The sequence below is a fragment of the Nonomuraea sp. NPDC049158 genome (assembly GCF_040648335.1).
Classification (GTDB): domain Bacteria; phylum Actinomycetota; class Actinomycetes; order Streptosporangiales; family Streptosporangiaceae; genus Nonomuraea.
Genome location: NZ_JBEZDM010000021.1, coordinates 102,395 through 124,574, shown reverse-complemented (window position 1 = coordinate 124,574; position 22,180 = coordinate 102,395). Strand labels below are relative to the sequence as shown.

Genomic DNA, 22,180 nt, shown 5'->3' with positions numbered 1-22,180 from the left:
CGGTCCCTCAGGCGGGGACGACCTCGAAGCGGCGGTTGGTCAGGCTGGGGTTCTTGGCGCGTACGGTCTTCACCCGCTCCGCCCCGATGACCGCGGACGCCACCCCCGGAGCCTCGCCCGCCGAGGCCGCTATCTGGCCCATCGGGTCCACGACGGCGCTGTGACCGGTGCAGATCGGGCCGGTCTGCCCGCAGGCGATGACGTAGGCGGTGTTCTCGATCGCGCGGGCGCGGGCCAGCGTGATCCAGTGGTCCTCCTTGGCGGGCCCGGCGACCCACGCGGCGGGTACGACGAGCGCCTCGGCCCCGGCGTCGACCAGGAACCGGGCCATCTCGGGGAAGCGGAGGTCGTAGCAGGTCATGACGCCGAAGGTCAGGTCGCCCAGGCTGAAGATCAGCGGCTCGGGCTTGTGCGCCTGGACCCGGTCGGACTCGCGGTAGCCGAAAGCGTCGTAGAGGTGGACCTTGCGGTAGACGCCCACGAGGTCGCCGCCGGAGTTCACGGCGATCACGGTGTTGCTGGGCTTACCGGACCCACCGGCCGGCGCCTCGGTCATGCCGGCGACGACGGCGATGCCGTGCTGCTTCGCCAGCGCGCGGATCGTCGTCGCGAAGCGGCCCTCCAGGGGTTCGGTCTCCGAGACGATGTCGGCCGTGACGTCCGAGTTGGAGTACATGGCGTTCTCCGGCAGGACGATGAGCTGGGAGCCCTGGGCCGCCGCCTGCTCGATCAGTGCGGTGGCCGCCTCGAGGTTGGCGGGCTTGTCGGTGGTGGCGCCGAACTGGCCGACGGTGACGAGCATGCTGTGTCTCCTAACGATTGCGGGTGAGTTCGCGGGTCTGGTCGAGAGCGGCCCGGAAACCGGCCATGATGGCGCCGTGCTCCATGGTCAGGACGAGTTGGTCGGCGCCGTTCTCCAGCGCGAACGCCTTCTCCTCCGCCGACCAGGCGGGCAGCACCCAGGGCTTGCCGGCGGCGCGGGCCGCGTCCGCCACGATCTTGAGGTCGGCGAAGTCGCCTTCCGAGCGGCTGTAGGCGCCGCGCTCCCGGCGCAGGGACAGGTCACTGGGGCCGACGAAGACGCCGTCGACCGTGGGGAGCGCGAGGATGTCGGCGATCTGCTCCAGGGCACCGGCGTCCTCGATCATGGGGTAGACGCGGGTCTCGCGGTCCTGCCGGGCGGTCCACTCGTCGTCGAAACCGCCGTAGCGGGTCGTACGGCCGCCCGCGAAACTCCGGTCGCCCAGCGGCGGGAACTTCCCGAACGCGCAGGTGGCGGCCGCGTGCGCGACGCCCTCGATATGGGGCACGACGACGGCGCTGGCGCCGAAGTCGAGGGCCTGCTGGATCGGGCCCCGCTCCGGCCCCAGGACCTTGGCCAGCACCTCCAGGTCGAGCGCGCGCAGGAACGGGATATAGCGTTCCAGATCGGCCAGATCAAACGAGCCGTGTTCGATGTCGAGGACCACCGCCCCGTAACCCAGGTCCGCCACGATCTCGGCCGCGGCGAAGCTCGGACCGGACAGCCAGGCGGCGTATCTCCGGTCTTGCTGGTCCTGCAATGGATACTCCTAACAGAAATTGGTATACGCTGTGTATACACATGAACATGGGGGGTGGCATGGATTGGGAACCGGACAGGGTCCCGGCGACGACGGCCGGTGAGCGTGCTTACCGGTGGACGAGGGAGGCGATCCTCGGTGGCCGGTTTCCTGAGGGTTCCTTCCTGGAGGAGAAGCTGGTCTGCGACGAGGCCGGCGTGTCGCGGACTCCCGTCCGAGAGGCGTTCCACCGCCTGGCGGCCGAGAAGTACATCGACCTGCAGCCCAGGCGCGGCGCCCAGGTGCGGAGCGTCACGGCCGGCGAGCTGTTCGAGACCTACGAGATGCGGCAGGTGCTGGAAATCCACGGTTTCCGGATCCTGTGCGAGACGAAGACCGACATCCCGACCGGCCTGTCCGCGCACCTGGACCTGATGGAGGAGCCCTCGACGCTGGCGCGGTGCCGGGCCGGCGACCGCGACGCGATCGCCGAGCACGCGAAGATGGACTTCTTCTTCCACTACTCGTTCGTGAAAGCGACGGGCAACACCGTCCTGACCGACCTGTTCACCAGCCTCCAGCCGCGCCACCAGCGGATCGGGGTCAGCGCGATCTCGCTGCGGCCCAACCGGCTGGCGGTCATCGGCCCGGAGCACCGCGCCCTGCTCGCGGCGCTGACCGAGCACGACTTCGAGGCCGCCGAACGTACGCTGCGCAACCATCTGCGCCCCGACGAGTCGGTGGTCTCCCGCCTGAAGTGAACGCCCGATCACGAAGACAGCTCGATCACTTCGCCATCGCCCGCCACAGCTCGCGGCGCTCGGCCTGCTCGGCGGGATCGGGCACCGGCGCCGCCGCGACGAGCCGCCTGGTGTAGTCGGTCCGCGGCTCGTTCAGCACCTCGCGAGCCGGGCCGTGCTCGACCAGCCGACCGTGTTGCAGGACGGCGACGTCGTGCGCGAGCAGTTCGACCACGCCGAGGTCGTGGCTGATGAACAGGCAGGAGAAACCCAGCCGGTCCTGCAACTCCTGGAACAACCGCAGGACGGTGGCCTGCACCGACACATCCAGCGCCGAGGTGGGCTCGTCGGCGATGAGCAGTTCGGGTTCCAGCGCCAGCGCGCGGGCGATCCCGACGCGCTGCCGCTGACCGCCCGACAGCTCGTGCGGAAACCGGTCGGCCCAGCTCTTGGGCAGCTCCACCTGCTCCAGCAGGTCCAGCACCCGTTCGCGTACGGCGGCGCGACCGGCGTACCGATTGATGATCATCGGTGCCGCGATCGAGTCGCCGATCGACCGGCGCGGGTCGAGCGAGGAGCCCGGATCCTGGAAGACCATCGAGTACGTCCGGCGGAAGTCGCGCAGTTGCCCGGCCTTGAGCCCGGTCACCTCACGCCCGCAGATCTCGATCGCGCCCGCTGAAGCCCGCGCCAGCCCGACGATCGCCCGGCCGATCGTGGACTTGCCCGAGCCGGACTCCCCCACGAGACCGAGGACCTTCCCCTTCTCGATGGCGAAGCTGACGCCGTGCACCGCTTTGAAGCCCTTGCGGCCGAGCCGGCCCGGGTACTCGACCTCGAGATCGGTGACCCGCAGCGTCATGCCATCAGCGGGCTCGGCCGTGGCGCGGGCCGGTTCCGCCTGCCCGCGCCGGGGCACCGCGGCCAGCAGCTTGCGGGTGTACTCGTGGCGGGGGTCGGCGAACAGCCGGGCGACCGGCGCCTCCTCCACGACCTCGCCCTGCTTCATCACCACGACCCGGTCGGCCAGGTCGGCGACCACTCCCATGTCGTGGGTGATGACGATGACCGCCGAGCCGAGGTCCTTCTGCAGGCGGCGCAGGAGCTCCAGGATCTCCGCCTGCACGGTGACGTCGAGGGCGGTGGTCGGCTCGTCGGCGATGATGACCTCCGGCGAGCCGGAGATCGCCATGGCGATCATCGCGCGCTGCCGCTGACCGCCGGACAGCTGGTGCGGGTAGCTGTCGATCCGCGACTCCGGCTCCGGGATGCCGACCTTGCGCAGCAGTTCCAGGGTCCGCGACCGGGCCTCGGCGGCGGGCAGGCGCTCGTGGCACTGGATCGCCTCGATGATCTGCTCGCCGATGGTGTAGACGGGGTTCAGCGCGGTCATCGGCTCCTGAAAGATCATCGCGATCCGCTTGCCCCGGATGGCGCGCAGCGGCTCCTCGCCGAGGCCGATCAGCTCGGTGTCACCGAACCGGATGCTGCCGCGGCGCCGCGCGTTCGGCGCCAGCAGCCCGAGCACCGACATCGAGCTGACGGACTTGCCCGAGCCGGACTCCCCGACCAGCGCCACCACCTCGCCCTTGGCGACCGAGAAGCTGACGTCCTTCACGGCGGAGGTCCACTCGCCCGCGATCTGGAAGTCCACCGAGAGCTGCTCGACCGAGAGGATCGTGTCGGTTGTCATGTGTCTCCCCAAATGCTCATGCAGGGCTACTCGGCTTTGGTGTTGCGGTCGTACTCCTGGATGTAGGCGGAGCAGAAGCCGATGACCCGCTCGATCCAGATCTCGCCGATCTTGGCGTCGCCGAGGCTCACGTCACCGGTGCAGCCGGTCTCGCTCACCTCGGAGAAGTCCCAGAAGACGGTCCCTCGTACGGTCTGGCCGGGGATCGCCGTCTCGAGGTAACTCGTCGGCGTCCAGCCGCTGCCGGACGCCAGGCCGCCGGGGACGGCCAGCTCACTGCGCACCTGCTCGGGGAACATCGCGAGCATCGCGGAGTGCTCGGGCTCGGCGCCGTGTCCGTACGCGGTGGCGGGGTCCTCGTACACGTCGCGCATGAGCGCGTAGCCGAGCTGCCACGGGTACAGATGCCCGACCAGGACGCCGAAGTCGCGGCGCGCGTCGAGGGCGGCGCCCGTGACGGGACCGACGTTGCCGCCGTTGTTGTCCACGATGATGATGCGCCGGAACCCGGACTGGACCAGCGCCTCGATGATCTCGTACGTGACGTTGCGCAGGGTCGCCTGGCTCAAGGAGAGGTTGCCGTTGTAGCCGCGGAAGGTGCCGGAGTGCCCGTAGTGCAGGGCCGGGGCGACATAGCACCCGTTCTCCGCCGCCAGCTTGTCGGCGACCCATTCGGCCACGATGGAGTCCTCGTGGATGGGCAGGTGCGGGCCGTGCTGCTCGACGGCGCCGATCGGCAGCAGGATGATCGGGTCCCGTTCCGCCAGCTCCTTGACCTGGGTCCAGGAGAGCTCACCGAGCCTGTGGGTGGAAGGGAGGGTCATGTGGTGGTTCCTTTCGGTTGGTGCCAGGACTCGGTTGGTGCCACGACTCAGCTGGTGCCACGGCGGCGCGGGTCGAGCAGGTCACGCAGGCCGTCCCCGAACACGTTGAGGGCGAGGACGACGAGGATGATGAGCACGGACGGGTAGATCAGCAGCGTCGGCTGGACCTCCAGGAAGTCGCGGCCCGAGCCGACCATCGTGCCCAGCGAGGGCAGCGGCGGCTGGGCGCCGAGGCCGAGGAAGCTCAGTCCGGCCTCCATCTGGATGGCGAAGCTGACCGACAGGCTGAGCTGGACGATGATGGGCGCGGCCACGTTCGGCAGGATCGTGCCGACCAGGATTCCGGCCGGTTTCGCGCCCATGATCTTCGAGGCTTCGACGTACTCCAGGTTCCTGATGGACAGCACCTGGGTGTACACGATCCTGGTGAATCTCGGGATGTACAGGACGCCGATCACCAGCACGACGTTTACCAGGGCCGGCCCCAGGATGGCCACCACCGCGATGGCCAGCACGATCGGGGGGAAGCTCAGCAGGACGTCGATGCCGCGCATGATGATCGTCGAGACCCAGCGGCCGACGTACCCGGCCACCAGCCCGAGCGCGACGCCGATGACCGCCGCCACCAGGACCGCCGACAGCGCCACTCCGAGGGAGACCCGCAGCCCGATCAGCAAGCGGGACAGCACGTCGCGGCCGAAGTCGTCGATGCCCAGCGCCGCGCCGGAGGTCAGCGGCTTGCCGACGATGTCGCGGTAGTCGTAGGGCGCGAGGAAGGGGGCGAACAGCGCGATGACCGCGATCAGCAGCAGGAAGCCGCCCGCGACGGACGTCCTGCGGTTGGCCAGCATCCGCCGCAGGAAGGTCTTCCTGTCGGCGCTCGTGATCGCCGGTGCGCCTGACAGCACAGTGGCCATGATCAGTTGTCCTCCGCCCGGGGGTCGAGTGCCCTGACGACCAGGTCTCCGACCAGGTTGACCAGGATGACGATGGTGGCCGCGGCGAGGACGACGGCCTGGATGACGGGATAGTCGCGCTGTCCCACGGCGTTCATGAGCAGGGAGCTCATCCCCGGCCAGCCGAAGATGGTCTCCACCAGGACCGTGCTGCCGATCAGCGTCGTCAGCTCCACCGTCGTCACGGAGACCACGGACAGCATCGCCGTACGCAGGGCGTGCCGGTTGATGACGCGCTTCTCCACCAGCCCCTTGGCGCGGGCCGTACGGACATAGTCGGCGTTGAGGGTCTCCAGCATGGATGCCCTGGTCATCCGGGTGACCACCGCGCACGAGGCCGCCGTCAGCGTGACCACCGGCAGGATGAGGATGTGCAGGTGCGTGAGGGGATCTTCGAACGGTGAGGCGAAGCGGGCCGGCGGCAGGATCGGAATGAGGATCGCGAACACCAGCAGCAACAGGGTGCCGACCACGAAGACGGGCAGCGAGATCCCGAAGATGGACCCGGCGACCAGCACGTGGTCCGACGGCTTGTCGGCGCGCGTGGCGGCCATCCGGCCCAGGACGATGCCGACCACCAGCGAGACGGCCAGCGCGATCAGGACCAGTTCCAGCGAGTTGCCGATGCGGGAGGGCAGGTCCTGCATCACCGGGCGCCCGCTGATCAGCGAGGTGCCGAGATCGCCCTGGAACAGCCGCGCCCAGAAGCCGATGAACTGCCCGAAGAAGGGTTCGTCGAGGTGCATCGCCAGCCGGGTCTGGGCGATCTGCTGCTCCGTCGCCGCCTCGCCCAGCACCGCCTTGGCGGGGTCGCCCGGGATGAGACGTACCAGGAAGAAGACGATGGTTCCGACGAGGAGCAACTGCAGGATCGCCTGGGCGAACCGCTTGGCCAGGAATCGCCTCACGCCGTCTTCTCCATCCAGGTCCGGCGCAGGGCCGTGGCCGTCCAGGCGCCCTTCGGCGGGTGCTCGTAACCCTTGACGTAGGTGTAGTGAGCCTCGCCCTGCTCGCGGCGGACGGTGTAGGTCATCGGAACCAGCTCCAGCGCCCGTTTCTCGATGTCGAGGTAGATCTCGTCGCGCAGGCTCTGGTCCGAGGTCTTGCGCCCCTGGGCGAGCAGCTCGTCGATCTTGTCGTCCGCGAAGTCGAGGTACTTGGCGAAGGTGCCGGTGCTGCCGATGAAGTCGCCCAGCGACGCGGGGTCGCCGAACTTCGGCGCCGTCCCCCAGGAGTGGACGGGGAAGCTCTTGTCGGTCACGCTGGCCCGGAAGGTCAGCCATTCCTGCTGCGTGAGGTTCACGTTCAGACCGGCCGCGCGCAGGCCCGGCAGCATCGCCTGGGCGGGCCGGGCGATGACCGAGTAGGAGCTGGTGGTGACCACCGGCAGGGTCAGGCCCTCCTGTCCGGCCTGTTTCAGCAGGAATTTCGCCTGTTCCGGGTCGTACGGCATGGTGCCGTCGAGCCCGCGCGCGTAGGGCGCGAACGTCTCCGACATCAGGGCGCCGTCCATCGGCCTGCCGTGCCCGAGCAGCGCGGTGTCGAGGACCGACTGCCGGTTGATCGACATGGCGATCGCCCTGCGGACCCGCACGTCGTCGAAGGGCTTCCTGCTGGTCACGAACCCGACGAAGCCGAACCCGAAGGTCTTGTCCGAGACGAACCGCAGCCGCGGGTTCTCGGAGATGACACCGACGTGGGTGGCCGGGACATAGTCGATCATGTCCACGGTCGCCGTACGCAGGGCCATCACGCGGGCGTAGTCGTCGCTCATCGGCTGGAAGACGATGCCGTTGAGGTAGGGCAGGCCGGACTCGAAGTAGTGCTCGAACCGGACGAAGGTGGTGCTCACTCCCGGAATGCGCTCCACGAACCGGAACGGGCCGGTGCCCATGACCTGCGTCTTGGTGTTCGCCCCCGCCTCGATCCACTTCTTGGAGACGACGTTGGAGGTGGGCGCGGCCAGCGCGAAGGGGAAGGCCACGTCGGGCTGCTTCAGGGTGAAGGTCACCGTCGTGGCGTCGGGCGCCTCGACGGAGGTGACCTGCGTGAGCAGCGGGCCCGATGCCGCCGCGGTCTCCTTGTCCATCATGCGGCGGAAGGAGAAGACCACGTCCTCGGCCGTCATCGGGGAGCCGTCGTGGAAGCTGACTCCTGAGCGGAGCTTGACCTTGTAGGTCAGCTCGTCGGCCCATCCGAACTCGGCCGCGAGGTCCCCGACGATCTCCCCGGCGCCGTTGTACTGCACCAGCCCGTTGTAGGCGAGTTGGCGCAGGTAGTCGGAGGCGCTACCGGTGGTGAGATGCGGGTCGAGGTTGGCCGGGTCCGTGGAGAGACCGAAGTACAGGATGCCGCCCCGGCTGGGGCCACCGTTGCCGGCGCGGACCACCTGCATGGATTCGGGCAAGGTCGTGGGATTGCCGCAGGCCGCCAGGGTGGTGGTACCCAGCGCGGCGGCACTGCCTGCGAGAAAGGTCCGCCTGCTGATTACTGCCATGACATCTCCACCTCGTCGGCGCTTGGAGGATGCATCAGGTATGGCCCAGGTATACATGGCGTTTACCTCAGGGGTCAACGGGTTGCGGGCGAGCCGAATGTGCGGTAGGAGCTGGGCGAAAACCGATCTTCAGAAAGGCCTTGATCGCCGATGCGCTCGCCCATTCCCCGCCCGGAATACCCTCGGCCCGCCCTGACGCGTACGGACTGGCTGAACCTGAACGGCGAGTGGCAGTTCGAGATCGACGCCGGCGACTCCGGCCTCGAACGCGGGCTGGTCGAACGCGAGCTGTCGGGCCGGATCACCGTCCCCTTCGCCCCGGAGAGCGAGCTGTCCGGCGTCGCGAACGTCGATTTCATGGAGGCGGTCTGGTATCGGCGGACGGTCCGCGTCCCTGAGGCGTGGGCCGGTCGCACCGTGCTGCTGCACTTCGGCGCCGTCGACCATGACGCGACCGTCTGGGTCAACGGGCACGAGGTCGTCCGGCATCGGGGTGGCTTCACCCCGTTCACGGCCGATCTCACCGGCGTGGCCACGCCCGGCGAGGACGCCGTGATCGTGGTCCGCGCCCGCGACAGCCGCCACAGCCTGCAGGCGCGCGGCAAGCAGTCGCGGGAGTACGCCAACGCGGGCTGCCTCTACACCAGGACGACGGGGATCTGGCAGACGGTGTGGCTGGAGCCGGTCGGCGACGTGCACGCCCGTGAGGTGCGGGTGGTGCCGCAGCTGGCCTCGCCCGGCTTCGACGTCACCGTCCTGCTACCGGCCAACCGGCCCGGCCATCGTGTCCGGCTCCGGCTCACCGAGACCTACGATCACGACACTCACGGTCCGGCCGGCGCCGTCCTGGCCGAGGCGGAGGTGCGCGCCGATCTCGACCTCTCCCCCAGGCTCACCCTGCGGCTGCCGGAAGGCGCGGTCAGGGCGTGGTCTCCGTCGGATCCGCACCTGTACGGGCTGAGCGTCCAGATTCTCGACACGGCCGGGGTCGTGGTCGACGAGGTCAGGTCGTACGCGGGGCTGCGCTCGGTCTCGATCGACGGGAACCGGTTACTGCTGAACGGCCAGCCGGTGTTCCAGCGGCTCGTACTCGACCAGGGATATTGGCCGCAGTCGCTGATGACGGCCCCGAGCGACCACGCGCTCGCCCACGACATCGAGCTGGGCATCGCGGCGGGCTTCAACGGGGCCCGGCTGCACCAGAAGGTGTTCGAGGAGCGCTACCTCTACCATGCGGATCGGCTGGGCTATCTGGTCTGGGGAGAGTTCGGCGACTGGGGTGTCGACGCCTCCGGACCGGCCGGGGAGAATCAGCGGCCGACTGCGTCGATGGTGACGCAGTGGCTCGAAGCCGTGCGTCGCGACCTGAGCCATCCGTCGATCGTCGGCTGGTGCCCGCTGAACGAGACCTCGCAGATCCTCACGGACCGGATCACCCAGCTCGACGACGTGACGCGGGCGATGTGGCTGGCGACGAAGCTCGCCGACCCCACGCGTCCCGTCCTGGACGTGTCGGGCTACGCGCACCGCGTGGCGGAGACCGACGTCGTAGACTCGCACGACTACGAGCAGGACCCGGCGGTCTTCGCCGCGAACCACGCCGGCCTCGCCTCGGGGCGGCCGTTCATGAACACCAGCCCGGATGGCCCGATGTCCGCTGCCTATCGGGGGCAGCCGTACTTCGTCAGTGAGTTCGGCGGCATCTGGTGGGTCGCGGGCGGCGATGCGCTCGACCAGTCGTGGGGGTACGGCGTTCGTCCGGCCAGCGAGGAAGAGTTCTACGTACGGTTCAGCGGTCTCGTCGGCGCATTGCTCGATAATCCGGACATGTTTGGCTATTGCTACACGCAGCTCACCGATGTGTTCCAGGAGCAGAACGGCATCTATACCTTCGATCGGTCCGTGAAGCTCGATGTCGAAAGGATCCGGGCGATCCAGGTGAAGCCCGCCGCCGTCGAACGGCGGTGACGCGTACACGAGGCAGCCTTGGCTGAGCGGGCGGCGTTCAGTCGGAGTAGCGCCGCTGTCTCACGCTCGCGGCCAGTGCGGCGGCTCTGGCCGCCTCTGTCGGGGTGAACGGCAGAGCGGGGCGGCTGACCAGGAGCGCCCGTTCGGGATGGACGGAAATCACCAGAGTGGTGCCGGACTCGCCGCTGTCGGCGAGGGTGTCTCCGGGGCGTCGCCACTGGACGTCCGGGGCGCGCAGCAGCTCCGCCATCGCATGGGGCAGCTGCTCCGGGTCGTCGCTGACGGCATGGGCCAGGACGAGGGCCTGGACCCCGGGGTCGACCAGGTCTTTGACGTAGGCGCGGACGATGACGATGTCGAGCCCGCCGGCCTTCTCGACCGCCGACCGCAGGTCCTTCTCGCTCAGCTGCGTGGGCGCCTCGACGACGAACTCGTCCAGGGCGTCGCAGCCGGACGGAGAGATCGCGCTGCTGCCGGTCGCGGCGATGTGCAGGGCCAGCACGTTGCAGTCCAGCCTGGCGAACGCCGTGGCCAACTCCGCCAGACGGCCCGGCCGGTCGACCACCCGCGTGCGGATGCGCCACAACTTCATCGGCCGGCCTCCCTCGATATCGATCACCTCAGCGGCTTGGCGCTCGGTTCCACATCGTTCGTGGCCTTCGCGGCCCAGGCGTTTGCGGCCGGGTCGTCGGTGGGCCAGGCGTTTGTGGACGAAGGTGCACATGATGAGCCCCGCGCCGAGGGTGATCAGCACCGCGGGGCCTGGGGCGGAGTGCCCCATAAGAGTGGCGAACAGGTGGGCCAGACCGACCGCGACGAAGAGCACCGCCAGTTCTACGACCTCACGCTTCCACGAGGCGGCGGCCTGCTCAGGAGTGCGCGCCCGATCTACGTCTTTCGCATCGCTCATGCGGGCAGAATGGCAGTCCGCTGTTTCGCAACCACGCGACGTGCGGTTTCACCGGCATTAACCCTCGCCCGGGGCGGCCGGGCTCCCGACACATGCCCTCAATGCGACGAGCCGGGGCCCGCACCTCTTCAGGTGCGAACCCCGGCTCGTCGTGCGTGACTAGCGTCAGGCGGGAACGATGTTCTCGGCCTGCGGGCCCTTCTGGCCCTGCGTGATGTCGAAGCTGACCTTCTGGCCTTCCTGCAGCTCGCGGAAGCCCTGGGCAGCGATGTTGGAGTAGTGGGCGAAGACGTCGGCGCCGCCGCCGTCCTGCTCGATGAAGCCGAAGCCCTTTTCAGCGTTGAACCACTTCACGGTGCCAGTCGCCATGTCGATCTCCTCTAGGATAGGCGAAATAGTCAGAACCCGCAGGTCACGGGCCCCACGTCGCCGAAATGACCCATCCGGAAATGACCGGCAAACAAAATGCGCCTGAGGGCTACGTCCCGTCAGGCGCACACAAAGTTCATTTGGGTACCAGAACTGCAACTGAGACGAGCTTACCATGCCCTCCGCGCCGACGTGTCCGACCCCGCGTCGGCGCGTCGCTCACGGTCGGCGGGTGGAAGGGACGGACGGCACGTCACAAGCGGGGCGTCGCAGGTGGGGCATCGCAGGCGGGGCGAGGCCCCTGGCCCACCGATGCGGGCGGGTCAGGGCTTCCTGGCGATGCCGCCGTACATGAGGCGCTGGCCCACACTGAGCACCTCGGGGACGGTGTCCTCGGGACGCCACAGGGGCAGCGGGACAACTCCGGGCTCGACCAACTCGTACCCGTCGAAGAACGAGGTGATCTCCTCCGGAGTCCGGAAGCGGCCGGTGCCGAGCAGCGCGAGGAACTTCTTCTCCGCGTCACGCGCGTCCTGGGTGGCGGAGCAGAAATGGGTGATGAAGACGTAGCTGCCGGACGGGACCGCCGCCATGTACTCCTCGACGATGCCCTTCGGGTCCTCGCTGTCGTGCAGGTGGTGCAGGATGCCGACCAGCATCACGCCTACCGGCCGGTCCAGGTCGATGAGCCGCTGTACCGTCTGGTCGGCCAGGATCGACTTCGGTTCGCGCAGGTCGGACGTGACCACCCCGGTGCGGTCGTTCTCGGCCAGGATCGCCCGGCCGTGGGCCAGCACCATCGGGTCGTTGTCGACGTAGACCACGTGCGCGTCCGGGTTGGCCCGCTGCGCGACGTGATGCGTGTTCTCCACCGTCGGCAGGCCGGAGCCGAGGTCGACGAACTGCGTGATGCCGCGCTCGACGAGAAAACGCACGCCCCGCCCGAGGATCTGCCTGTTGTACGTGGCCACGTCGTAGATCTCGGGGACGACTTTCACGATCTCGGCGACGAACGCCCGGTCGACCTCGAAGTTGTCCTTGCCGTTGAGCACGACGTCGTAGGCCCTGGCGATGCTGGGCCGGGTGGTGTCGATGCCATTTGCCCACAAGTCCGAATTTTCGGCCACGGCGGACTCCTCGTGAGATCGGGAACCAGTCGAAATGATCATAAGGCCGTCGAATGATCCTATGCCGGGAAAAGCAGGAGGCACCTGTTCCCTGACATGCCATTTGAGGAATGTTGGGGTGATTGATGACTTATGTCGGATCTAGGCTGAGAAGGACCTGCGCCAGATGTCTACAGGAGGAATGCCATGACGAGGTTCATGGATGTCCACCACGACATGGTGGGCATCACCGACGAACAGCTCCGTGAAGCGCACGAGGCCGACCTCGCGATCCAGGGCGAAGAGGGCGTGTCCTTCATGCAGACCTGGGCGGATCCTGAGGAGGGTGTCATCTACTGCCTGTCCGACGCACCGAGCGCGGAGGCCGTACAACGCATTCACCAGCGGTCGGGCCACCCCGCTGACGAGATTCACCCCGTACCGCTGTCGCTCTGATCGCCCTCCAGGAGCAGGTCCCGGAGGGCTTTGGCGGCGCCGCTCAGGAAGCCGTGGCGTCGTTGGATGAGGACGACCGGGATCGAGCTCGAGCAGGCGGCCTCCGCGATGTCCAGAATGTGGATCCGGCCGGAGTTGACCTCGTCCTCGACTCCGCTGCGTGGCAGAAGGGCCAGGCCGAATCCGGCTTCGACCATCTTGATCTGGGCCGTCAGGCTGTCGATCGGCACGATCTCCGTCGTGGTGAGCGCGTCCCTGCCCAGCAGCCGTTCCAGCGCGTCGGCGTAGGGCTGGCGGGCTTCGCCGGGGCGCGGCGGAAAGGTGATCCAAGGGTGCTCGGCCAGTCGGCGGCGATCCAGGCGCCGCCCGGGTACGAGCGGGTGATCGGGTGCGGCATCCAGGCGCCGCCCGGCGGCGAGCGGGCGATCCAGGTGTTGCCCGGCGATGAGCGAGTGGTCGGGGGCGGCGACGGCCACGAGTTCCTCGTCGTACGTCTTCGTCGAGATGATGTCCGGGTGGCTGTCCTCGTCGTAACGCAGGCCGAGCACCGCTTCGCCGCGGCGGACGAGGTCGCTGACGCCCTCGCTGGTCGCCGTGCGTACGCGCAACCGCACTCCTGGATGGTCGGTACGGAAGCCGCGTAGCCGCCGGGTGAGGCTCGTACCGGCGAGGGTGCCGACGAAGGCGAGGACGACCTGTCCGGTCCGTCCGCCGCTGAGCTCTCGTACGGAGTCGAGGCTGTCCCGCATGACGGTGAGCAGCGTCTCGGCGTAGGGCAGGAACGCCTGACCGGCTTCGGTGAGCAGGACGCCGCGCCCGACGCGCTCGAACAGCGGCGCGCCCAGCTCCTGTTCGAGTAGACGGATCCGCCGGCTGATCGCCGGTTGGGAGACGTGCAGCGCCTCCGATGCCCGGGTGAAGCCGCCATGTCGCTCGATGGCGAGAAATGTCGCGATCTGGTCGACCTCCACTCCATCAGATTAGCTGATGCATTCCTGCCAATTTATGTATTGGACACATATGTCCTGGTCTTCTTATGGTCGCCGCGTTCCGTCGAACGCCACCACGGGCCGTCCGCTGTCCCTTGGTGGCCCTTCTCCATCCTCGACAGCGGCAATACCAGGGCAGGAGAAACATGGAAGCGAAGTTCGCGACAGCGGGATCTCGAACTGGTTCCGAGCTGGTCGACCGCTTTGAGCAGGTCGTACTCGGAAATGACCCGGCCACCGGGTTGCGCTCGATCATCGTCATTCACGACACGACGCTCGGGCCTGCGCTGGGCGGGGTGCGGATGTGGCCGTACGCGAGCGATGCGGCGGCGATGGCCGACGGCCTGCGCCTGGCCCGGGCCATGACGCTCAAAGCCGCGGCCGCCGGGCTCGATCTCGGCGGCGGTGCCGGGATCGTCATCGGGGATCCGGCACGCGACAAGTCCGAAGCCCTCCTGCGCGCCCACGGCCGGTTCATCGCCACGCTGGGCGGCCGGTTCATCCCGGTGAACGACGTCGGAACCGGGCAGGCGGACATCGAGGTCATCGGCCGCGAAACAGCGCCCGTCTGCGACAAAGGCGACCCCTCCCCGTACACGGCGCTCGGCGTCCTCGCATCGATCCGGGCGGGGCTGCGCGCCGCCCACGGCTCCGGCGATCTGGCGGGTGTGACCGTGGCCGTTCAGGGGGCCGGCAACGTGGGATCCCAGCTGGCGCGCCTCCTGCGCGCGGAGTCGGCCGAGGTGCTGATCGCCGACCTCGTCGATGGACGTGTCCGCGACGTGGCCGAACGGTACGGCGCGCGATGGATGTCACCGCAGGACATCCTCTCGGCCTCCTGTGACGTGTTCGCCCCTTGCGCTCTCGGCGAGGTGGTGACGGGCGAGACGCTGCCGCGGTTGCGGTGCCGCGTCATCGCCGGAGGCGCGAACAACGTGCTCGCCGAACCCGGCCTCGCCGACGTGCTCGCCCGAAGGGGCATCCTGTACGCGCCGGACTTCCTCGCCAGCGCCGGTGGGCTGGTGTACCTGGAAGGACGGCTCCTCGGTCACGACGACGCCCGCTCGACCGCGCGAGTCGAACGCGTGGGCGGGATCGTCGCCGACGTCTTCGAGCGGGCGGAGCGCGAGCACATCACGACGGTGGAAGCCGCCACCGCGATCGCCCACGCGAGACTGACGGCACGTCGCGTCGCCGGTATGCGGTGAGAGTTCCCCTGCCGCCATAGGTGACCGGGGTACGCCCCGGCTGAGCCGACCCGCCGCTCCGTGGAACATCCCTGTCCCTCGATGTCACGCCTCAAGGTGAGGGGCTCGGGGAGGCGGCGGAAGAACATGATCGACAGGACAGGTGGCCGCGAAAGCAGGGTGCTGATCCGGCTGGTGGGCTCGTTCGCGGTCGAGAAGGACGGTCTGCGCGAAACGGTCGGCGGCCGGGCCGGGACGCTCCTGAAGCTGCTGGCGGTGGAGCGCGGCCACGCCGTGCCCACCGACCGCGTCGTGGAGGTGTTATGGGACGACTGCCCGCCCAAGCGGCCGGTCGAGAACGTCGCCACGCTGGTGAGCAGGCTGCGCAGGACGCTCGGCCCTGAGGCCGTGACGGGCGGCAGGCGGGGCTACCGGCTGGGCGGCCCGTCGGCGGTGAGTGTGGATCTCGACGAGGCCGCCGTGCTGACGGCGGAGGCGGAGAGCCGGTTGGCGAAGGACGAGGCCGCCGTGGCCGTCGCCGCGGCGACACAGGCGCTCGAACTGCTCGACGGCGGTGCCGTACTGGATGGGGAGAACGACGCTCCTTGGGCGGCACCGGCACGAGGTGAGGCGGCCGGGTTGCTCAGGCGGGCGCTCCACGCGGCGGCGACGGCGGCGCTGCGGATCGCCGAGCCGGGGCGGGCGCGGCGGGCGGCCGAGGCGGCGGTGGCCGCGGACCCGTTCGACGAGGCCGCGCACCGGCTGCTGATGCGGGCGCACGCCGAGGCGGGCGAGCCCGCGCGGGCGTTGCTGGCCTACGAACGGCTGCGCGACCTCCTGGCGGCCGAGCTGGGCACGGATCCGGCAGCCGAGACGCGGGCCATGCACCTGGCGGTCCTGCGCGAGCAACCGCCCGCTCCCCTGACGGGAGCCGTAAAAGCCGGAGCAGTGCACGAGGGAGCCGCCACGCTGGCCGCGCGGGCGGAGGCGGAGGCGGCGCTGCCAGGGCGGGCCGAGGAGGTGGCCGGGATCTCCCGGACCTGGGCGGCGGCCGTGTCGGGGCGGGCCGGTGTGCTGCTGATCGCAGGTGAGGCGGGCATCGGCAAGTCCCGGCTGGCCGCGGAGGCGGTACGGGTCGCGCGGGCCACCGGCGGGATCGTCTTGCGGGCGCGGTGCCATGAGAGCGAGCGGTCGCTCTTCCTCCAGCCGTTCACCGACGCGTTGACGCCACCGGTCACCCGTCTCGCCGGGTCCGTACTGCGCGACATGGTGGGTGACGGGGCGGAGGCGCTGGCCAGGCTGATCCCGGAGGCCGCGCCGACGCTGCGGCAGGGGCGTCACGGCACGGTCGGGGAGGCCGGGCGGAGATCGGCGTACGAGGCGGTGGCCGGGTTCCTGCGGGCCCTGGCGGCCAGGAAGCCGGTCCTGCTGGTGCTGGAGGACCTGCACCTGGCCGGGACGGCGACCGTCGAGCTCGTCCACTACCTGGCCCGCCGGGTCTCCGGCACGCGCCTGCTGGTCGTCGCGACGACGCGTTCAGGGGAGGGCGCGGCCGCGATGGAGGCGCTCGGGCGCGCGGCCGTCCGGCTGGAGCTGGGGCCGCTGCCCGCGCAGGCGGTCGCGCGGCTGGCCACGCGGAGCGGTCAGGGCAGGTGGGCGGATGACGTGTTCCGCCGCACGCGCGGCCATCCGCTGTACGTCGTCGAGCTGCTGCGCGGCCTGGCGGCGGGTGAGCACGGGGTACCGGCGGGGTTGAGCGCGGCGGTGCTCGAGCGGGTTCACCGGACCGGCTCGCTGGTGGAGCGGCTGCTGCGGGCCGCCTCGGTGTTCCGGGGCGCCTTCGAGCCCGCGCTGGCCGGCGAGCTGCTCGGTCTGCCGCCGCAGGTGGCCGCCGAGCTGTGCGAGCGCGCGCTGCGGGTGGGCCTGCTCGTGGTGACGGGCAGCGGGTACGAGTTCGCCAACGAGGTGACGCGGGAGGCCCTGTACTCCGCCACGCCCGTCCCGACCCAGCTGGTCTACCGCCGCCGCGCCGCCGACCTGCTCGGCCACCACGACAGGCGGCCGGTGCTCAATGGCCGGAACCACGAGCTCCGCTGAGGGGAAGTTCGTCGGCGTACATGCGGGCCTGCAACTCGTACAGCTCCGCGTAGCGACCGGATCGGGCGATCAGCTCGTCGTGCGTGCCCTGTTCCGCCAGCGCGCCCTCGTGCAGGAGGTAGATCCGGTCGGAGTTGCGTACGCTGGCCAGCCGGTGCGTGATCAGGATGACGATCCGGCCAGTGGCGAGGCGGCGCAGCGACTCGTACACGGCGAACTCGGCCTTGGCGTCCAGCGGCGCCGTCGGCTCGTCCCAGATCAGTACGGGCGCGTCGCGGAAGACGCCGCGGGCGACGGCCAGCCGCTGCCACTGACCGCCCGACAGTTCCTGGCCGCCGTGGAAGTACTTCGAGAGCAGCGTCTGCCAGCCGTGGGGCAGGTCGGCCACCACGGTGTCGGCGCCCGCCAGCTCGGCGGCGGCGCGCAGCGCCACGTCACCGGGGTCGTCGCGGTCGTGGCGGCCGGCTCGGACGTTGGCGCGGGCGGTGTGCGGCCAGCGGATCGGGTCCTGGAGCACCATCATGATCCGGTCGCCGACGCTGCGCGGGTCCATCTCGCGGATGTCCACGCCGTCCCAGCTGACCTGCCCGTTCGTGGGCTCGTAGAGTCCTGCGATGATCTTGGCGAGCGTGGTCTTGCCGGAGCCGTTCTCGCCGACGAGGGCGATGGTCTGACCGCTGCGGACGGTGAGATCGATGCCGCGCAGCGCCTCGCGGGTCCCGCCCGGGTAACCGAACTCGACGCCGCTCAGCGTGATCACCTCCGGCGCGGCCGGCGCCATAGAGGTGCGGGTGGCCGCCGCGCGGCTCCTGGAGGCGGCGTCGTCGACGAACTCCTGGTAGTCCGCCACGTACATGCCCTGCTCCAGCAGTTGGTGTGCCGAGTGGACCAGCCGGCTGAGCGCGGCGTTCGCGGTCCGTACGGCTATCACCGCGCCGCCGGCCACCGGCAGCGGGATCCAGCCCGCCTGCAGCAGCAGGCCGAGCACGGTGAACGTGATGGCGGACATGAGCCCGGTGAGCGCCCGGCCGACGGAGCCGACGCGTACCTGGCCGATCTTCACCCGTACTTCCTGGTCGCGCAGCGGGTCGGCCACCTCGGCGTACTCGCGCAGCAGGAAGTCCTCGGCCTGGCACGCGCGGATCTCCGGCGCGGGCTCGCGCTGCGTGCCCAGCTCGGTGATCATCTGGACCCGGCGGTTCAGGGTGACCGTGCGGGTCATGTGCGCGTACGCCAGCCGGGCCGAGCGCTGCACCGTCCAGGCCGACGGGAGTACGCCCAGCACCAGCACCGGAAGCAGCGCGGCGTGCAGGACGGCCAGGCCGGCGAACGCGGCGGCGAACGCCAGCGCCGCGCCGACGAGGTCGACCAGGTTGTCCACGGCCCGCGCGAGGTGGAACAGGCCCCGGTCGCGCGCCCGCTGCATCCGGTCGTAGAACCCGGCGTCGTCGTAGGCGGCCAGCTCGACGCGGAGCCCGGCCGCGAACAGCTCCCCCTCCGCCATCCGGCGCACCGCGGGCGTCAGCCGGGCGTACGCGGCCGCGATGGCCGTCTCGACCGCGCCCCGCAGCAGATACGCCCCGCCGACGAGGAGGATCATGGGCAGCGCGGCCGCCACCACCTCCACGGTGGGGCCGGTGGCGAGCAGCCGTTCCAGCGCCCCCGTGGTCGCCAGCAGGCCGAAAGCCGTGGCGGCTCCCGACACGACCTGGAGCAGCACGACCGTGACGGCCTGCCGGGGCGCCGCCCGCGCCACGATCGCGAGCACCGCCCGGCTGGTGGCCGGCAGCCGGCGGCACATCCGCCAGACGCCCATGTCGCCCGCGTCGTCGAGTTGCCAGTAAGGCGACACCATCTGGGCATCGGCGGACGCGCTGGGGACGGCTTCATGAGCGTCGGCGGACGCGCTCAAGACGGCTTCACTGTGCTGGAGAGCGGGCCGGGGTCGGGGAGCAGTACCGAGGGCAGCGGGCATTCGGGATGCATGCGGAGCAACTGGTACGCGACTCCGCCGAGCCCCGGCATCAGCCCCGGAACGAACGCGTCCCTGGCGAACCCACTGACCGGCCCATGCTCCTCGACGCTGCCGAGCAGATGGGCCTCCAGCCGGGGCCGGTCCAGTCCGCCCGCGCCGAGCCCCGCGGTGACGGCGAGGTCCAGCACCTCCCAGGCCCCGAAGTCACCGTGGCACAGGGTGTGGTTCCAGCCGATGCCGTCGGCCTGGCTGGCCTGCGCCGCGCGCCGCAGCAGGTCACGCAGCCGTTCCGGGTCGCCGCGGCCCTCCATGAGCTGGTCGGCGGCCACGGCCGCGATCCCGACGGACCCGTGGCACCACGCCGCGCCGATCTGGTCCGGGCCGCGCAGGTCGCGCCAGCTGCCGGTCTCGGGGACGTACAGGGTCTCCTCGTAGGCGAAGGCGGCCTCGGCTATGGTCGCGCAGTCGGTGTCGCCGGTGGCCGCCGCCAGCCGGGACAGTGCCCAGCCGATGCCGGTCGCCCCGTGGGCCAGGCCGCCGATGCCGTCGGGGAAGCCGTCGATCGTCCAGCACGCGGTGTCGCCGCGTACCTGTGCCGCCGACACCAGCTTGCGGCCGATCGTCCTGGCCAGGTCGCCCGCGTCGGCGTCGCCCGCGCTCTCGTGGAGCCGCAGCAGGGGCACCACCGCCCCCGCCATGCCGCGTACCAGGTCGAGCGACGGGTCGGACTCCAGCGCGGCGGGCAGCTCGCGGACGAGGTCGACCGACCGCGAGAACGCCTCGGCCGGCTCGATCACGCCGAGGCGTACCAGCAGCAGCCAGCCCCAGATCCGCGAGGCGAGCCCGAGATAGCCGCCGGCGGGCGCGGGCCGTCGCGTCTTGATCTCGGCCCGGTCCTTGGCCCACTGCTCCTCCGCCATCCGCACGGTACGCAGCACGTCGGCCAGCAGTTGCCCGACGTCCGGCACCGGGTCCGCCCGTCCCGCCTCCATCTCGCGCAGATAGCCCGCCAGCAGCACGGCGATGCCGGCCGCCCCGCCGTACATGTCGAGGCCGAGCGGCAGCACCGCCCATCCGGTCGGGTTGAGCACCGGCGCGATCCAGGTGACGGTGCCGTCCTCGGCGCGTACGGCGGCGTCGGACAGCGATCGCATGATGTCGGCGGCCAGCACCCGCCGCCTGCGGTCCAGGTCGTCGGTGTTCAGTACGGCCGGGAGCAGGCGCCGTTGATCGGGCACGCCGCCCTCGTTCAGGTACGCGCTGACCAGGGCGGACTGGATCACCTGGTGCTCCAGCGCGAGGTCGGCCGACCGCCACCGGTCCAGCGTCCCGGCGATCAGGTCCTGGGCGGGACCCCACTGGGTACCGCGCGGCCCGGTGAGCCGGCCACGGCGTGGCGTGGTGGCGAAGAACGGCACGTCGCCGTCCAGCAGCTCCTCGACCTCCGCCTCGATCACCTCGGGGTCGTCGGGCCGGCCGGGCGCGTTGGCCGCCTGCCTGGCCAGCAGGTCCGCCGCGCGCCGCCGGGCGGCGGGCTCGTCGTGCAGCGAGTGCGGGTGCCAGAGCATCCGCTGCAGCTCGGCGTAGCTCTCGGTGGACCTGAGTACGACCCGGATCGGCAGGTCGGCGAACTCCCCGAGCCACCCCGCCAGCTCGCCGCCCTCATCGAGCTTCCTGAGCCGCCCGGTCAACCGGGTGAACCCGTCCACCACCAGGTCCCAGTGCTTGCTCAGCACGGGCTCCGGGCTCGGGTGGTTGAGCGAGAGCGGAACGCGTACGGGCGCGAGGCCGATCCGCGCCTCGTCGGTGCCGACACCGAGGATGACCGGCAGCTCCGTGACCGGCTGCTGGCCGGGCAGTGAGCCGATGGCGGACATGTCGACGCCGCGCCAGCCGAGCGCCAGCCCCCGGCCCGGCAGCAGCCCGGTGCCCAGCACCGAGCCGCCGATCAGCGCCCCCGCCCGGTCCGCCGCGAGCCCGTAGCCGGAGACGCGCGTCGGCGGCTGGGGCGTGAACAGCGTCTCGCAGTCCACGACGGTCGGGATCGGTCCTGCGGCGATCAGGTTCTCGGCGTGCAGATCGGTGCCGCCGATCAGCCGCATCACGGCCAGCCAGTGGCCGAGGTTGCGGTAGAAGCAGCGCGTCTCCTCGTCGTCGGCGCAGTACCGGTGGGCGACGTGCTCGGCCCAGCCGTAGCCGTCGCCGCTCACCACGTCGGGGACCCTGATCCGGGTGTCGGCGGGTTCATCGGCCAGCAGCCGGCCCAGCAGCCGCGCCGCCGCCAGGTCCACGGCTACGGATCGCGGCTTGTAGACGATCTTGCCAGCGACGCAGGTCAGGATCGCCACGCTCTGGCCGCCGCGATGGCTGTCGCCCGCGCCGAACTCGACGCTCACCAGCTCTCCTGGCCGACCCCCCTTGGACTTCTCCGGCTCGCCCCCCTCGAGCGGCCGGAACAGGGTGGAGAGCAGCGGCCGGTCGGCGGCGAAGCGGCAGGCCAGGCTCATCGCCGCCGCGCACCTGTGGCCGATCAGCCGTCGCAGGCGTGGGAGCAGGGTCGGGTAGTGGCCGCCCAGCGACTCCCAGAACTCCGGGTTCGCCGCCTGGGACTCCCAATCCCGCCACCTGGCCTCCGGGTCGGCGCCCGTGAGCCTGCCGGTGATCCTGGCCGCGTTCAGCTCCAGGAGCAGCACCCGGTTGGTCCTCATGCGCACGGTGTTCAGCAGCGCCGTGGCGGCGCCCGCGTGTACGGCCCGGCGCTCCGTTTCCGCCAGGCCCGCGACGGACCCGAGCCGGGCCGCCAGTCGCTCCAGTGAAGGTTCGAGCAGGCGGTCCAGCACGGTGTCGCTTACGGTGTATTCCCCCATGTCAG

18 protein-coding genes are annotated in these 22,180 nt (G+C 70.3%); 5 read left to right on the top strand and 13 right to left on the bottom strand.

The window, feature by feature from the left end; all coding sequences use genetic code 11:
* Positions 1-7 precede the first annotated feature (7 nt).
* Complete coding sequence (locus AB0B61_RS36125) at positions 8-802, bottom strand: carbon-nitrogen hydrolase family protein (RefSeq protein WP_358441780.1); 795 nt, start codon at positions 800-802, stop codon at positions 8-10.
* A gap of 10 nt (positions 803-812) precedes the next feature.
* Positions 813-1,562, bottom strand: a complete 750-nt coding sequence (locus AB0B61_RS36120) for an aldolase/citrate lyase family protein (RefSeq protein WP_358441778.1) — start codon at positions 1,560-1,562, stop codon at positions 813-815.
* Positions 1,563-1,621: 59 nt separating this feature from the next.
* On the opposite strand from AB0B61_RS36120, the gene AB0B61_RS36115 reads away from it, so the two are divergent.
* Positions 1,622-2,302 carry a GntR family transcriptional regulator gene (locus AB0B61_RS36115; protein WP_358441775.1) on the top strand — a complete coding sequence of 227 codons (681 nt, stop codon included), beginning with the start codon at positions 1,622-1,624 and terminating at the stop codon, positions 2,300-2,302.
* Between the two features lie 25 nt (positions 2,303-2,327).
* Here AB0B61_RS36115 and AB0B61_RS36110 read toward each other — a convergent pair whose 3' ends face one another.
* From AB0B61_RS36110 to AB0B61_RS36090, 5 genes are read right to left on the bottom strand one after another with little or no spacing between them, the layout of a single operon-like run.
* On the bottom strand, positions 2,328-3,974 hold the full coding sequence (locus tag AB0B61_RS36110; protein WP_358441773.1) for an ABC transporter ATP-binding protein: 1,647 nt from the start codon (positions 3,972-3,974) through the stop codon (positions 2,328-2,330).
* Positions 3,975-4,000: 26 nt separating this feature from the next.
* Entirely contained in the window at positions 4,001-4,798 is a 798-nt protein-coding gene (locus AB0B61_RS36105) for a creatininase family protein (protein ID WP_358441770.1), read from the bottom strand.
* 47 nt (positions 4,799-4,845) lie between these two features.
* On the bottom strand, positions 4,846-5,715 hold the full coding sequence (locus tag AB0B61_RS36100) for an ABC transporter permease (RefSeq protein ID WP_358441768.1): 870 nt from the start codon (positions 5,713-5,715) through the stop codon (positions 4,846-4,848).
* 2 nt (positions 5,716-5,717) lie between these two features.
* Positions 5,718-6,662, bottom strand: coding sequence for an ABC transporter permease (locus AB0B61_RS36095; protein ID WP_357951285.1), 945 nt, complete (start codon positions 6,660-6,662; stop codon positions 5,718-5,720).
* Positions 6,659-8,251 (bottom strand): ABC transporter substrate-binding protein, encoded by a 1,593-nt coding sequence (locus tag AB0B61_RS36090; protein WP_358441765.1) that lies wholly within the window; start codon positions 8,249-8,251, stop codon positions 6,659-6,661. Before AB0B61_RS36090 ends, AB0B61_RS36095 begins: the two co-directional genes overlap by 4 nt.
* A 150-nt stretch (positions 8,252-8,401) precedes the next feature.
* On the opposite strand from AB0B61_RS36090, the gene AB0B61_RS36085 reads away from it, so the two are divergent.
* Positions 8,402-10,219 carry a sugar-binding domain-containing protein gene (locus AB0B61_RS36085; RefSeq protein WP_358441762.1) on the top strand — a complete coding sequence of 606 codons (1,818 nt, stop codon included), beginning with the start codon at positions 8,402-8,404 and terminating at the stop codon, positions 10,217-10,219.
* Positions 10,220-10,256: 37 nt separating this feature from the next.
* Here AB0B61_RS36085 and AB0B61_RS36080 read toward each other — a convergent pair whose 3' ends face one another.
* The 3 genes from AB0B61_RS36080 to AB0B61_RS36070 form a co-directional block, all read right to left on the bottom strand.
* Entirely contained in the window at positions 10,257-11,129 is an 873-nt protein-coding gene (locus AB0B61_RS36080; RefSeq protein WP_358441759.1) for an ACT domain-containing protein, read from the bottom strand.
* A gap of 165 nt (positions 11,130-11,294) precedes the next feature.
* Positions 11,295-11,498 (bottom strand): cold-shock protein, encoded by a 204-nt coding sequence (locus AB0B61_RS36075; protein WP_030475722.1) that lies wholly within the window; start codon positions 11,496-11,498, stop codon positions 11,295-11,297.
* 323 nt (positions 11,499-11,821) lie between these two features.
* Positions 11,822-12,625 (bottom strand): SAM-dependent methyltransferase, encoded by an 804-nt coding sequence (locus AB0B61_RS36070; RefSeq protein WP_358441756.1) that lies wholly within the window; start codon positions 12,623-12,625, stop codon positions 11,822-11,824.
* A gap of 186 nt (positions 12,626-12,811) precedes the next feature.
* Between AB0B61_RS36070 and AB0B61_RS36065 the strand changes: the two genes are divergently transcribed.
* Positions 12,812-13,060, top strand: coding sequence for an SCO4226 family nickel-binding protein (locus tag AB0B61_RS36065; RefSeq protein ID WP_357643012.1), 249 nt, complete (start codon positions 12,812-12,814; stop codon positions 13,058-13,060).
* On the opposite strand, the gene AB0B61_RS36060 is transcribed toward AB0B61_RS36065, so the two are convergent.
* A complete protein-coding gene (locus AB0B61_RS36060) occupies positions 13,036-14,031 on the bottom strand; it encodes a LysR family transcriptional regulator (protein ID WP_358441753.1) in 996 nt (331 codons plus the stop codon). The genes AB0B61_RS36065 and AB0B61_RS36060 overlap by 25 nt on opposite strands.
* 164 nt (positions 14,032-14,195) lie before the next feature.
* On the opposite strand from AB0B61_RS36060, the gene AB0B61_RS36055 reads away from it, so the two are divergent.
* Together AB0B61_RS36055 and AB0B61_RS36050 are read left to right on the top strand one after the other, a co-directional pair.
* A complete protein-coding gene (locus AB0B61_RS36055) occupies positions 14,196-15,257 on the top strand; it encodes a Glu/Leu/Phe/Val dehydrogenase dimerization domain-containing protein (RefSeq protein WP_358441750.1) in 1,062 nt (353 codons plus the stop codon).
* Positions 15,258-15,383: 126 nt separating this feature from the next.
* Complete coding sequence (locus tag AB0B61_RS36050) at positions 15,384-17,333, top strand: AAA family ATPase (protein ID WP_358441747.1); 1,950 nt, start codon at positions 15,384-15,386, stop codon at positions 17,331-17,333.
* On the opposite strand, the gene AB0B61_RS36045 is transcribed toward AB0B61_RS36050, so the two are convergent.
* Both AB0B61_RS36045 and AB0B61_RS36040 read right to left on the bottom strand, forming a co-directional pair.
* Positions 17,305-19,245, bottom strand: coding sequence for an ABC transporter ATP-binding protein (locus AB0B61_RS36045; protein ID WP_358441745.1), 1,941 nt, complete (start codon positions 19,243-19,245; stop codon positions 17,305-17,307). The genes AB0B61_RS36050 and AB0B61_RS36045 overlap by 29 nt on opposite strands.
* Positions 19,242-22,175 carry a type 2 lanthipeptide synthetase LanM family protein gene (locus tag AB0B61_RS36040; protein ID WP_358441742.1) on the bottom strand — a complete coding sequence of 978 codons (2,934 nt, stop codon included), beginning with the start codon at positions 22,173-22,175 and terminating at the stop codon, positions 19,242-19,244. Before AB0B61_RS36040 ends, AB0B61_RS36045 begins: the two co-directional genes overlap by 4 nt.
* Positions 22,176-22,180 lie beyond the last annotated feature (5 nt).

Bases quoted from the DNA above. Each gene is read 5' to 3' on its own strand.
- AB0B61_RS36115 (WP_358441775.1), top strand. From the start codon at position 1,622: ATGGATTGGGAACCGGACAGGGTCCCGGCGACGACGGCCGGTGAGCGT.
- AB0B61_RS36110 (WP_358441773.1), bottom strand. From the start codon at position 3,974: ATGACAACCGACACGATCCTCTCGGTCGAGCAGCTCTCGGTGGACTTC.
- AB0B61_RS36065 (WP_357643012.1), top strand. From the start codon at position 12,812: ATGACGAGGTTCATGGATGTCCACCACGACATGGTGGGCATCACCGAC.
- AB0B61_RS36100 (WP_358441768.1), bottom strand. From the start codon at position 5,715: ATGGCCACTGTGCTGTCAGGCGCACCGGCGATCACGAGCGCCGACAGG.
- AB0B61_RS36085 (WP_358441762.1), top strand. From the start codon at position 8,402: ATGCGCTCGCCCATTCCCCGCCCGGAATACCCTCGGCCCGCCCTGACG.
- AB0B61_RS36040 (WP_358441742.1), bottom strand. From the start codon at position 22,175: ATGGGGGAATACACCGTAAGCGACACCGTGCTGGACCGCCTGCTCGAA.
- AB0B61_RS36080 (WP_358441759.1), bottom strand. From the start codon at position 11,129: ATGAGCGATGCGAAAGACGTAGATCGGGCGCGCACTCCTGAGCAGGCC.
- AB0B61_RS36125 (WP_358441780.1), bottom strand. From the start codon at position 802: ATGCTCGTCACCGTCGGCCAGTTCGGCGCCACCACCGACAAGCCCGCC.
- AB0B61_RS36105 (WP_358441770.1), bottom strand. From the start codon at position 4,798: ATGACCCTCCCTTCCACCCACAGGCTCGGTGAGCTCTCCTGGACCCAG.
- AB0B61_RS36055 (WP_358441750.1), top strand. From the start codon at position 14,196: ATGGAAGCGAAGTTCGCGACAGCGGGATCTCGAACTGGTTCCGAGCTG.
- AB0B61_RS36090 (WP_358441765.1), bottom strand. From the start codon at position 8,251: ATGGCAGTAATCAGCAGGCGGACCTTTCTCGCAGGCAGTGCCGCCGCG.
- AB0B61_RS36050 (WP_358441747.1), top strand. From the start codon at position 15,384: ATGATCGACAGGACAGGTGGCCGCGAAAGCAGGGTGCTGATCCGGCTG.
- AB0B61_RS36075 (WP_030475722.1), bottom strand. From the start codon at position 11,498: ATGGCGACTGGCACCGTGAAGTGGTTCAACGCTGAAAAGGGCTTCGGC.